General features: G+C 63.4%; 12 protein-coding genes. 4 read left to right on the top strand and 8 right to left on the bottom strand.

Going from position 1 to position 11663, the window contains the following annotated elements; translation table 11 throughout:
* Positions 1 to 9: 9 nt before the first annotated feature.
* A complete protein-coding gene (locus NL532_RS23265; RefSeq protein ID WP_023693802.1) occupies positions 10 to 1218 on the bottom strand; it encodes an MFS transporter in 1209 nt (402 codons plus the stop codon).
* 254 nt (positions 1219 to 1472) lie between these two features.
* Between NL532_RS23265 and NL532_RS23260 the strand changes: the two genes are divergently transcribed.
* Positions 1473 to 1892 carry a VOC family protein gene (locus NL532_RS23260; protein ID WP_023828772.1) on the top strand — a complete coding sequence of 140 codons (420 nt, stop codon included), beginning with the start codon at positions 1473 to 1475 and terminating at the stop codon, positions 1890 to 1892.
* Positions 1893 to 1987: 95 nt separating this feature from the next.
* On the opposite strand, the gene NL532_RS23255 is transcribed toward NL532_RS23260, so the two are convergent.
* Complete coding sequence (locus tag NL532_RS23255) at positions 1988 to 2575, bottom strand: dihydrofolate reductase family protein (RefSeq protein ID WP_023828771.1); 588 nt, start codon at positions 2573 to 2575, stop codon at positions 1988 to 1990.
* Between the two features lie 132 nt (positions 2576 to 2707).
* On the opposite strand from NL532_RS23255, the gene NL532_RS23250 reads away from it, so the two are divergent.
* Complete coding sequence (locus tag NL532_RS23250; protein ID WP_023703095.1) at positions 2708 to 3124, top strand: winged helix-turn-helix transcriptional regulator; 417 nt, start codon at positions 2708 to 2710, stop codon at positions 3122 to 3124.
* Between the two features lie 450 nt (positions 3125 to 3574).
* Positions 3575 to 4678, top strand: a complete 1104-nt coding sequence (locus tag NL532_RS23245; protein WP_023828769.1) for a flavin-containing monooxygenase — start codon at positions 3575 to 3577, stop codon at positions 4676 to 4678.
* Between the two features lie 58 nt (positions 4679 to 4736).
* On the opposite strand, the gene gcvA is transcribed toward NL532_RS23245, so the two are convergent.
* Complete coding sequence (gene gcvA / locus NL532_RS23240) at positions 4737 to 5636, bottom strand: transcriptional regulator GcvA (RefSeq protein ID WP_023685899.1); 900 nt, start codon at positions 5634 to 5636, stop codon at positions 4737 to 4739.
* A gap of 117 nt (positions 5637 to 5753) precedes the next feature.
* Between gcvA and NL532_RS23235 the strand changes: the two genes are divergently transcribed.
* Positions 5754 to 6458 carry an SDR family oxidoreductase gene (locus tag NL532_RS23235; RefSeq protein WP_023673468.1) on the top strand — a complete coding sequence of 235 codons (705 nt, stop codon included), beginning with the start codon at positions 5754 to 5756 and terminating at the stop codon, positions 6456 to 6458.
* A 31-nt stretch (positions 6459 to 6489) separates the two neighbouring features.
* Here NL532_RS23235 and NL532_RS23230 read toward each other — a convergent pair whose 3' ends face one another.
* The 5 genes from NL532_RS23230 to NL532_RS23210 form a co-directional block, all read right to left on the bottom strand.
* Positions 6490 to 7392: a carbohydrate ABC transporter permease gene (locus tag NL532_RS23230; protein WP_023673469.1), complete on the bottom strand. Its 903-nt coding sequence runs from the start codon at positions 7390 to 7392 to the stop codon at positions 6490 to 6492.
* A 1-nt stretch (position 7393) separates the two neighbouring features.
* The gene (locus NL532_RS23225) at positions 7394 to 8293 is read right to left on the bottom strand and encodes a carbohydrate ABC transporter permease (RefSeq protein ID WP_373432851.1); all 900 of its coding nucleotides are present in this window, start codon (positions 8291 to 8293) and stop codon (positions 7394 to 7396) included.
* Between the two features lie 141 nt (positions 8294 to 8434).
* Entirely contained in the window at positions 8435 to 9760 is a 1326-nt protein-coding gene (locus NL532_RS23220; protein WP_023828768.1) for an ABC transporter substrate-binding protein, read from the bottom strand.
* Positions 9761 to 9799: 39 nt separating this feature from the next.
* A complete protein-coding gene (locus NL532_RS23215) occupies positions 9800 to 10885 on the bottom strand; it encodes an ABC transporter ATP-binding protein (protein ID WP_023689809.1) in 1086 nt (361 codons plus the stop codon).
* A 195-nt stretch (positions 10886 to 11080) separates the two neighbouring features.
* The gene (locus tag NL532_RS23210; protein WP_348524267.1) at positions 11081 to 11659 is read right to left on the bottom strand and encodes a DUF922 domain-containing Zn-dependent protease; all 579 of its coding nucleotides are present in this window, start codon (positions 11657 to 11659) and stop codon (positions 11081 to 11083) included.
* Positions 11660 to 11663 lie beyond the last annotated feature (4 nt).

The following is an 11663-nucleotide window of genomic DNA, read 5'->3' as shown; positions in this document are numbered from 1 at the left end:
AAATTTCGCTCATGCCGCCTGCAGCCTCTCTCGGCCGGGCTGCGGCGGGAAGGCGATGGCGATGCCGGCAGCACCGAGGCCGATCAGCGCCGAGCCGATGAACAGCCAGGAATAGCTGGCATAGGCGTCGAAGATCATGCCGCCGGCGAGCGGGCCGAACGACATGCCGAGGCTGGACAACAGGGTCGCGGCGCCAAGTATCGTGCCGATGATGCGTGGCCCGAAATAGTCGCGCGCCAGAACCGCATAGAGCGGCATGACGCCGCCATATGTGGCGCCGAAGATGATCGCCAGGAGATAGAACTGCTCGAGATTGCCGACGGCGAGATAGGCGGCGATCACCACCGCCTGGATGGCGAGGCCCACGATCAGCACCGGCTTGGCGCCCAACCTGTCGCCGAGCACGCCGTAGAGCACGCGCCCGCCAAGGCCGGCAAGGCCCTCGACGCTGTAGATCGACACGGCTGCCATCGGCGCCACGCCGCACGACATGGCATAGCTCACCATGTGGAAGATCGGCCCCGAATGCGCCGCGCAACAGGCGAAGAAGGTCATGCCCAGCACCAGGAATTGCGGCGAGCGCAGCGCCTGGCCGACTGACATGCCGGGGGCCGCGGCAGGCGCGGGCGCGCTGCCATCCGCTGCCGCGACCGCCGCCGACGGCTGGCGCACCAGGAAGACGGCCGGCAGCAACAGCACCCAGGCCATGATCCCGATGTCGAACATGGCGGTACGCCAGTCATAGGCCGTGATCAGCCAGCGCGCGAAGGGCGAAATGGTCATCGGCGCCACGCCCATGCCGGCCGAGACCAGCGACACGGCCAGGCTGCGATGGGTCTCGAACCAGGCGGTGGTCAGCGCGATCATCGGCGCGAAGAAGGCGCTGGCCGCCAGCCCGACGATGACGCCATAGCTCAGCTGGAAGACCAGCAGCGATTGGGCTCGGCTCGCCACCACCAGCGACAGGCCGAGCAGCACCGCGCCGGCAAAAACCACCGGGCGGGCGCCGACACGGTCATAGATGGCGCCCCAGGCGAAACCGCCTGCACCCATCACCAAGAAATTCAGCGTCATGGCGCTGGAAATGCCGGTTCGCGACCAGTTGGTGTCGAGCGCCATCGGCTCGAGAAAGATCGCCAGCGAAAACATCGCGCCGAGCGCCACACAGGTCATCAGCGCGCCGCACGCGACGATCACCCAACGGTAGGAATTGTTCATGCTCTTCTCCCGAGATCGGTTTCGATGCGGCGCCACTCGCTCCAGCTCCGTTGCGCCGCTTGCGTCCGAAGGACGTTGGCGGGATTTCGAATCCGACAATCCGGTTGCATTTTTATCCGGTCTGCGTGGAAGTCCATCCGGATATGACAAAAGCAGGGTGTAAGGCTGCCAAGCGCGCCGACAAGATAGACTGCCGAATTGACGAGCCGCTCCGCGGCACTAGCTTTGTGGTCTCGCGACGGGAGAGATCGCTCATGGAACTGCATCGCGGCCGCCTCATCGACCACGTCCAGCTGGTGGTCAGGGACCTCGAGGCGAGCCGGCGCTTCTATGAAGCCGTCTTCAAGGTGCTCGGCATTCCGATCGGCGGCGAGGCCGAGGACTATTTCTGGGCCGACGAACTGTTCATCTCAAGCCTCGACAGCCGGGCGGCGAGAGGACAACTGACCGGGCGCCATCATCTGGCCTTCCAGGCCAGCGACAACGCCATGGTCGATGCCTTCTACAGGGCCGGCCTCAATGCCGGCGGGGCCGACAATGGCGCGCCGGGTGAGCGGCCCTACCACCTCGGCTACTACGCCGCCTTCCTGCTCGACCCCGACGGCAACAACATCGAGGCGGTGTTTCACGGGCCGGCAAAGCGAAGTGCCGCTTCGGTCGAGATCAATTTCTAGCGCAGGTTCACGAGGAGCGGGTTGCGGTGATCCGTCCGGAGTTCTCGCAAAAACAAAGAGTTGAAGCGGTCCACGGATTCAATCGCTGAACTGCTTCACATTGCCGGCGCGTAGCGGTTCACCACCATTCCGCAGGCATAGGCTTTAGAGCCGAGCAGGCGCAATTTCCGGAAGCCACCACGGTCGAAAATCCGCTCGCCGTCGCCCAGCGCGGCCGGATTGATGAACAGCTGGAACTCATCGACCAGTCCCGCTGCAATCAGCGCCGAGGCAAAGCCGGCGCCGCCGAATACCGCCATGTCGCCTTCACCTTCAGCTTTCAGCGCCTTGACCTCGCGCGGCAGGTTGCCGCTGGCAACCGTCGTGCGCTCCCACCGCGATGCCGCGAGCTTGTCGCTCAGCACCACCTTGCGCGCCTCGACGATGCGCTGCGCAAAGGCGTAGAAGGGATCGCGCGGATAGTTTTTTGCCGCATTGCCCCAATGGATTAGATAGCCTTCTTCGGCCATCTTGCGGCTGAGCAGAATGGTGTCGATGCCGGCGAACACCGCGTTGAAATCCTGCTTCAAGTCGTCGTCCCACGGGCAGTTGGCGCCCCATTCCCAGAGCTGCCAGTGCTCATCGCCGGCCGCGCCGACAAAACCGTCGACCGATATCTGTATCTGCAGGATCAGTTTTCTCATCGTCGTTCTCCTGAGCTCTGGTGTCACCAGCGCCAGGTCAGGCGGCGTTGGTTATTGCTTTACTTTCGGAACCATTGACATGAGTGAAAAATGATGTCAATAGTAAAGTGATTTAAAAATGGAAGCATTTAAATGTCGACCAGGGAAAGATCCGGCTGTCCCATCAGCCTATCGCTCGAATTGCTCGGTGACCGCTGGACGCTGCTGATCATCCGCGACATGATTTTCGCCGGAAAAAGGCACTTCCGGGAGTTTCTGCTATCAGGCGAAGGCATCTCGTCGCGCACCCTGGCCGAGCGGCTGCAGACCTTGCAGGATGAGGGCATCGTCACCAGAAGCGACGACCCCACGCACAAGCTCAAGGCGATCTACAAGCTGACGGAGGCGGGCATCGACCTGTTGCCGGTGCTGGCGACGCTCGGCGCCTGGGGCAGCAAATACCGCAACGCCGATGACAAGCTGGCAAGGATCGCCGATGAACTGGCGAGGGGCGGCGAGGCAGCGCTCGAGCAGATAAAGAAGAAGCTGCGCGCCGAGCATGTCGGCTAGGGAGGAACGCCTCCCTTCGCGCTGGTGGCGGGCTAGATCGACACGACGTCGCGCAGCCTCACCCTTCCCATCCCGCAAATCGCTGTGGCCGGAGCCATGTCTGCTTCGGATTGCCATCGCCCGAACCACGGCCTCTTCCAGCCAGCGCGCGGTGGCGGGGGCGGCATGCATGCCGATTGGGCCATGCGCCATGCACGTAGAGCTCTTCGGTCGCGGTGCGGCCGGCGACAGGCAGCCCGTCCGACAGCATGGGGCGATTGCCGGGATAGACATTCGTCACCGGGGGTGAGCCGAGACCGGACAGGATGCGCAGCGTGCGCGCCGCGATGCGAAGGCGTCTCGGCGCTAGCGCGCCGATCCACCTTCTCCAACAAGGGGAGAAGGTGAGGCGCGCCTTGTCCCGCCTGCTCTTCTACGCGTAGCCTAAGGAGCTAGCGGGAGGAGAATCGCTTGGACACCACTGTCGTTATTGTCGGCGCCGGGCCCGCCGGCCTTGCGGTCGGTGCCTGCCTGAAGCGGGCAGGAGTGGATTTCATCCTGCTCGAAAAATCGCAGGAGATCGCGCCCGCCTGGCGGCGGCACTATCGGCGGCTGCATCTGCATACGGTCAAGTCGTTCTCGTCGCTGCCGTTCCTGCCCTTTCCCAAAAACTATCCGCGCTACGTGCCGCGCGAACTGGTGGTCCGCTATCTCGACGACTACGCGGAAAAATTCGATCTGCGCCCGCGCTTCGGCGTGACGGTGAAAGCCATTCGCCTCGGGGACGGCGGTTTTCTGGTCGAGACAGGATCGGACAACCTCAAGGCGCGCCATGTCGTTATCGCCAGCGGTAACAATGCCGAGCCGATCATCCCCCGGCTCCCTGCCATCGAGGCTTTCAAGGGCGAGGTGCTGCACAGCGCCGACTATACGCAAGCGACGCCCTTTGCCGGCCGCTCGGTGCTGATCGTCGGCATGGGCAACACCGGCGCCGAGATCGCGCTCGACTTGGTGGAAAGTGGCGCGCGTCCGACCATTTCGGTGCGCAAGGGCGTCCACATCGTGCCGCGCCAGCTGTTTGGCGTGCCGATCCAGATGGTCGGCATCGCCAGCCGGCCAATGCCGCAGGCGCTGAACGACTGGATGTTTCCGATCATCCTCGATTTCGCGCTGGGCAAGCTCGAGAAATACGGCATCGTCAGGCCGAAACAGGGCATCCTGCAACAGATCGACGAAGTCGGCCGCATCCCGGTCATCGACGTCGGCACGGTCGACGCCATCACCAAAGGCGCCATCAAGATCGCGCCCGACATAGCGGGCTTCACCGAGCGCGGCGCTGCGTTCACCGACGGCAGGCAGGAAAATTTCGACGCCGTCATCCTCGCCACCGGCTATCGCCCGGGCTACGAAAAGTTTCTGCCCGTGGAATTGCAGCCGGAGCGCAGTGGCGTCAACGCCCGCGCCTCGCAACTCGGCCTCTACCTCGTCGGCTTCTACAATCCGGTCACCGGTCTGCTCAGGGAAATTGGACGCGAGGCGAAGGCAGTGGCGGCCGACATTGCTCGGCGAGGCTGAAAGGGGCGGCGTCGGCCAAGCTGCGGATCTCCCGCCTTGCGGGGAGATCGGCTATCCATCACAGCCCCGCCGCGTCGCCCTCATCGAGCAGCCATTGCCGCACGGCTTGCGTCGGTTCTGGGTGCCGTTGCTTGCGCGGCATCACGACATAGAAATCGTGCGTCCCACGCATCTCTGCGTTGATCGGCTGCACCAGCCGGCCGGCGGCAATGTCGGCAGCGACGAGAAACCGGCTGGCCAGCGCGATGCCCTGGCCGGCAATGGCGGCGTCGATCGCGAGGCCTGTCTGGTTGAAGCGCATGCGTTTGGCCTCGGTGGCCATCTTCAGCCCGAGCGCTCTCTCCATGAATTCCGGCCACAGATTGTGCGCGTCGTGCAACAGGACATGATGCTGGATATCGGCCGTCGCGATCTCGTTCGCCTCGGTTGGCAGCAGGGCAGGGCTGCAGATGGCGACGATCTGCTGTGGGAACAACAGGTCGACCATCAGGCCGGCGCCGAAGGGCGGGCGGCCTTGCCTGACCGCAATGTCGACGCCGTCGGCCTGAAAACTCGACAGGCTTTGGCTGGCCAGGATGCGCAAATCGACGAGCGGGTTGTGGGCGACGAACTCCGGCAGTTTGGGGATCAGCCATTTGGTGGCAAAGCTCGGCGTGACGCTGATCGTCAGCCGCGCCGGCTCGGGCCGCAACAGCAGCGTTGCCTCGGAGATCAGCTCGAAGGCGCGGCGAATGTTCGGCGCATAGGCACGTCCCTCATCGGTCAGCGCCAGGCCGCGCGGCAGCCGGTCGAACAGCTTTGCGCCGAGATCCGCCTCCAGCCCGCGTATATGCTGCGCCACCGCCCCTTGCGTCACGTTCAGCTCCTGCGCGGCGATGCGGAAGTTGAGATGACGCGCGGCGGCTTCGAAGGCACGCAGCGCATTCAACGGCGGCAGGCTCAGGAAGGCTTCGGGCATGCAGGAGTTTTTCTACAGCTTGATTTCAGGCTTTCTGGTTCGAACCAGATGGCAAGACCGGCTATATCATCCTTTGAAGTCGCGAGACACACGCCGCAAAACCCCAAGGAGAGAAAAATGAGTGTAGAAAAAGTAGCAGTCGTCGTCGCGGGTGGCAGCGGTATGGGCGCGGCGGCGGCCAAGCGGCTGGCGGCGGACGGGTTCAAGGTCGCGATCCTGTCGTCCTCCGGTAAGGGCGAGGCTCTGGCCAAGGAGCTTGGCGGCCTCGGCGTCACCGGCTCCAACCAGTCGAATGACGATCTGCAGCGGCTCGCCGATCTGACGCTCGAGCGCTTCGGCCGCATCGACGTGCTGGTCAACAGCGGCGGCCACGGGCCACGCGCGCCGATCCTCGAAATCACCGACGAGCAGTGGCACACCGGTCTCGACGTCTATCTGATGAACGTCATCCGGCCGGTGCGCATCGTGGCGCCGCAGATGGTCAAGCAGAGGGCCGGCGCCATCATCAACATCTCGACCGCCTGGGTGGTCGAGCCGAGCCCGATGTTCCCGACATCCGCCGTGTTCCGAGCCGGGCTTGCCGCCTACACCAAGATCTTCGCCAACACCTACGCCGCCGACAATGTGCGCATGAACAATGTGCTGCCCGGCTGGATCGACAGCCTGCCGGCCACCGAGGAGCGCCGCGACAGCGTGCCGATGCAGCGCTACGGCACGTCGGAGGAGATCGCCGCGACCATCGCGTTCCTCGCTTCCGAAGGTGCGGGCTACATCACCGGCCAGAACATCCGCGTCGACGGCGGCATCATCGGCGCGATCTGACCGCGCCGGTCGCCTTGCGTGAGCCGGCGCGTCACTCCTTCACCGCGCCGGTCATCGACGAGACATAGTGCTCGACGAAGAACGAATAGAGCACCACCACCGGCAGCGAGCCGATCAGCGCTCCCGCCATCAGCGCCCCCCATTCGTAGACGTCGGAGCGCACCAACTCGGTCAGCACACCCACCGGCACGGTCTTGTTTTCCGAGGACTGGATGAATGTCAGCGCATAGATGAACTCGTTCCATGACAGGGTGAAGGCGAATATGCCGGCGGAGATCAGGCCGGGCACCGACAGCGGCAGCACGATCTTGGTGAGGATCTGCCACCGGCTCGCTCCGTCTATCAGCGCGCATTCTTCCAGTTCGAACGGAATGGAGCGGAAGTAACCCATCAACAGCCACGTGCAGAACGGCACCAGGAAGGTCGGATAGGTAAGGATGAGCGCGAAGGGCGTGTCGTAGAGCCCGAGGTTGAACACCATCACCGACAGCGGAATGAACAGGATCGAGGGCGGCACCAGATAGGCGAGGAAGATGCCGAGGCCGACCTGCCGCGCCCCGGAAAACCGCAGCCGCTCGATCGCATAGGCGGCGAACACCGACGCCAGCAGCGACAGGAAAGTAGCGGCGGTCGAGATGATGATCGTGTTGAGCAGCCAGCCCGGATAGGAGGTCTCGAACAGGAGGTAGCGGATATGCTCCAATGTCGGATGCACCACCCAGAACGGATTGAACTGCGCATAGTCGGTCATCTCGAGATTGGGCTTAACCGCGGTGATCGTCATCCAGTAAAACGGAAACAACAGCACGAAGACGAACACCAGCAGCGGCAGATAGACCGTCACCACGCGGCGCGGCAGGCTCTGCAGGTAGCCCATGCCGCCTTCGTCGATATCCCCACGTTTCGCCTTCCTTGTCGCGGCCGTCTTGACCATGTCAGTCTCCGCCGCCTTGTTGCCATTTGCGGCGTTGCAGGCCGAAATAGCTGAACAGGATCGCCGCCAGCAGGAACGGGATCATGGCCACCGCGATGGCCGCGCCCTCGCCAAGCTGGCCGCCGGAAATGCCGCGCTGGAAAGACAATGTCGCCATCAGATGCGTGGCATTCACCGGTCCGCCCCGGGTCAGCACGTAGATCAGCTGGAAATCGGTGAAAGTGAACAGCACCGAGAAGGTCATGGTGATGGCGATGATCGGCGTCAGCAGCGGCAGAGTCACATAACGAAACAACTGCCAGCGACTGGCGCCGTCGAGCGTGGCCGCCTCGTAGAGCGACTGCGGAATGGTCTGCAGGCCGGCGAGCAGCGTGATGGCGACGAAAGGAATGCCGCGCCAGACGTTGGCGGCGATGACCGAAGCGCGCGCATTCTCCGGATCGCCGAGGAAATTGATGCGGTGGTCGATCAGGCCCATTTGCTGCAGCGCCCAGGACAGGATCGAGAACTGCGAATCGTAGATCCACCAGAAGGCGATGGCCGAAAGTACGGTGGGCACCACCCAAGGCAGCAGGACTATCGCGCGGAAGAACGATTTGAACGGCAGGTTTTCATTGAGGATGAGCGCCAGCCACAGGCCGAGCACGAACTTCAGGATCGAGGCGCTGACCGTGTAGAGCAGCGTGTTGAAGACGGAGAGCCAGAAGACGTTGTCATTCCAAAGGTACTGATAATTCTCGACGCCGATGAAGATGCCGGGGCGGCCGATCCGGGCATCGGTGAAACCGAGCCAGACGCCCAGCCCGAGCGGATAGGTCAGGAAGACCAGCAGCAGCGCCGCCGCCGGCAGCATGAAGCCGAAGCCCAGCGCGTTGCGGCTTTCGGAGATCCGCGAAAGCATCGACGGACGCGGCTGGGCGGCAACGGACGGCACGGCCATGGAGGGCTCCTCATCGGGGAATCAGGTCACGGCGTCAACGGCCGCCATGGGATTGTGGGACGGGCCGGGCAGCGCACTAGACGCTGCCCGGCGGTGCCGTGATCAAACGCGGTAGTAGCGGTTGGCGCGCTTCTCCGCCTCCTCCATCGCCTCCTGCGGCGTCGCCTGGCCGGTCACCGCCTTGGCAAACATGTCGACCAGGACATAGTCGGCCATGGTCGCCGCCGAGGCATAGCCGAGCGGCCCGGCATAGCCGTTGGGGCGCAGCGTCGCCGAGGCCTTGGCATAGGCGGCATTGTTCGGGTCGGCCGTCCACACCGGATTGTTGTCGAAGGCCTTCAGCGTCTGGCAGCAATAGCCCGCCGAGGAGGTGATCCAGTCGGTCATCTGCGGATCCTCGAACATGAACTGCAGATAGGCCTTGGCCGCATTGGGGTAGGGCGTGTAGTTGAAGATGACGGCGGTGGTCACCTGGAACAGTTCGACCGATTTCCCGACGGGACCGATCGGCAGGTTGGTGGTGCGGATGTCCTTGGCGATCTCAGCCAGCTTCGGATCGTTGTCCTTGTTGATCTTGGCCGTATTGTAGGCGGAAATGCCGTTGGCGATGACGCCGAGTTCGCCGGCCAGGAAGGCGCGGTTGTTATTGACGTCGAGCCAGCTTTCGGTCCCGGGAATGAAGGTCTTGTAGAGTTCCTGCGCGTATTCGATCGCCTTTAGCGTCTCGGGGCTGTTGATCGCCACCTTGCCGCTCTCGTCGACCATCTGGCCGCCATGGCTCCACAGCAGCCAGTGCGCGTAATTGTTGCCGTCGCCGACGCCGTGGCCGTGCGTGAAGCCGGCCGGATGTCCCTTCGCCTGCAACGCTTTGCAAAGCTCGAGGAAGCCTGCCGTGTCCTTCGGAAATTCGGAGAAGCCGGCCTCCTTCACCCAGCTTTCGCGATAGACGATGGCATTGCCGATCGTGGCCAGCGGCAGGCCGACGAACTTGCCGTCCCGCGTCGCATATTGCTTTGGTCCGTCGTGCCAGCCGCCATATTTCGAGCCCAGATACTCGCCGAGCTCGGTCACGTCGTGCAGCTTGTCGGGATATTGATGCGGGTCGTCGAACCAGACGAACATGAGGTCCGGGCCGGAACCGACATTGGCGGCGACCGCTGCCTTGGGGCGAATGTCCTCCCAGCTTTCCTTGTCGACACGAACCTCGACACCTGTCGCCTCGGTGAAGCGCTTGGTGTTGGCCAGCCATTGATCCTCATCGCCCTTGACGAAGGGCGACCAGCGCAGCAGCCGCAGCTTTGCGCCTTCCTCGGGCTTGTATTTCAAGCCCTCCTGGGCAAAAGCCGGCGAGCCGACGAACCGGCTTCCCAGAGCTCCCGCCGCGGCACCTGCGGTCGTGCGGATTACATCGCGTCTCGTGAATTTCATGGTCGTCTCCTCCGGTTTATCTTCCTTGCTATGCGGTCCTTACCATCCGTTACGCGTTTCAAATCGTGTTCCGGTCTTGCCGTCAAAGAGATGAATCAGGCCAGGCGCGGCAGAGAGCCGTATGGATTCGCCCGGTGTGAAGGCATGGCGTTCGCGGAAATTGGCGACGATCTCGTCGCCGCCGGCGGTGCGGCCGATGATCTGCACTTCCGACCCGGTCGGCTCGACCACCGCGACGGTGACTGGAATGCCTTGGTCTGACGATAGCCGCAAATGCTCGGGCCGTATTCCCAGCACCACCGGATGACCGTTGCCAACGGCCGGCGCGCCGGCCAGCGGCACGGAAATTCCCCCGGCGCCGCGAAAGGACGGAGACCCGTCGGTGACGATCTCGCCCTTGATCAGGTTCATGGCGGGCGAGCCGATGAAACTGGCGACGAAGAGATTGTTTGGCCTGTCGTAGAGCTCCAGCGGGGGTCCGATCTGTTCGACGATGCCGTCATGCATGACGACGATCTTGTCGGCCATGGTCATGGCCTCGATCTGGTCGTGGGTGACATAGACTGTGGTCGTCTTGAGCCGCTGGTGCAGTTCCTTGATCTCGGCGCGCATCTGCACCCTGAGTTTGGCATCGAGATTGGAGAGCGGTTCGTCGAACAGGAAAACCTGTGGATCGCGCACGATCGCCCGGCCCATGGCGACGCGCTGGCGCTGGCCGCCGGAAAGCTGGCGCGGATATCGCGTCAGCAATGGCACCAGCCCGAGGATTTCGGCGGCGCGCTGAATGCTGGTAGCGCAATCGGCCTTCGAAACACCTTTGAGCATGAGCGAGAACGCCATGTTCTCGGCGACCGTCATGTGCGGGTAGAGCGCGTAGTTCTGGAACACCATGGCAACGTCGCGCTCTTTCGGCGCAACGTTGTTGACGACCCGATCCCCGATCGCGATCTCGCCCCGAGAAATCTTTTCCAGACCGGCGATCATCCTGAGAAGGGTCGATTTTCCGCAACCCGACGGGCCGACCAGCGTGACGAATTCGCCGTCGTCGATATCCACACTGACGCCATGCAGGACCTCGACGGTCCCGAACGATTTGTAAACATCGCCGATCGCGACAGACGCCATCGATCTCCTCCCGAATGCTTCTTGCGACGCCCCGAAGGAAACCGCTCCTCTCCCGCCTCGCGACCGTCTCCCATTCCCCGAACAGGTCGCGCGACAATCAGACGGTAGCGCTACCAAGCCTGCCTGTAAAGCGGCCATGCGGCCGGTACTCTTGTCGTTCGGAACACTCGGCGCTATGACCGGCACACCGGCAAACTACCTCCCATTCACAAAAGCCAGCACCAGCTTCTGCAGGTTTCCGCCGGGGCCGAATTCGACCCGGTCGAAGTCGCGGCTCGCCTGCCGCTGTGCCAGCGAGATCTGGGCGAGTTGCCTCGTCAGCTCGGTTCTGATCTTGCTGCAGCCGGGGTCATCAGTAACGGTCAGGCCGACGCTCACCGCCTCGATCTTGCGCACCATCTCGGCGATGGCTGCGCCATGCACTCTCTCGTGGGCGGCGAGCCCGGCGATGAACACCGTCCAGTTCTTCTGGACGGAAGCCGGCAACGGTTCGGCCGGCTTTGGCAAGGTGTAGGTGATGATCAGTTTCGGGCGCGCCGATTTGAGCACGCAGGCGTCGCCTTGCGGCCTGTAGTCCCTGGTCCAGGTCAGCTTGAAATTGGTGTGCGCAATGACCCGACCCTTGCCGAGCAAGGGGCCGGCTTCGCCGATCGCGGCATAGAGTTCCGGGCCGGTCCGCCCTGCGATGGCGTAGGTCTCGACCTTTTCGACCGGCTTCCAGTCGGCGCGTGCCGGCGACGCCAGCAGGGAGGCCGCGAACAGGAGAAAGAACATGGCT

The sequence above is a fragment of the Mesorhizobium sp. C120A genome, assembly GCF_030323105.1.
Lineage (GTDB): Bacteria > Pseudomonadota > Alphaproteobacteria > Rhizobiales > Rhizobiaceae > Mesorhizobium.
The sequence above is the reverse complement of the archived record's forward strand: the minus strand, read 5'-3'. Positions and strand labels throughout refer to the sequence as shown.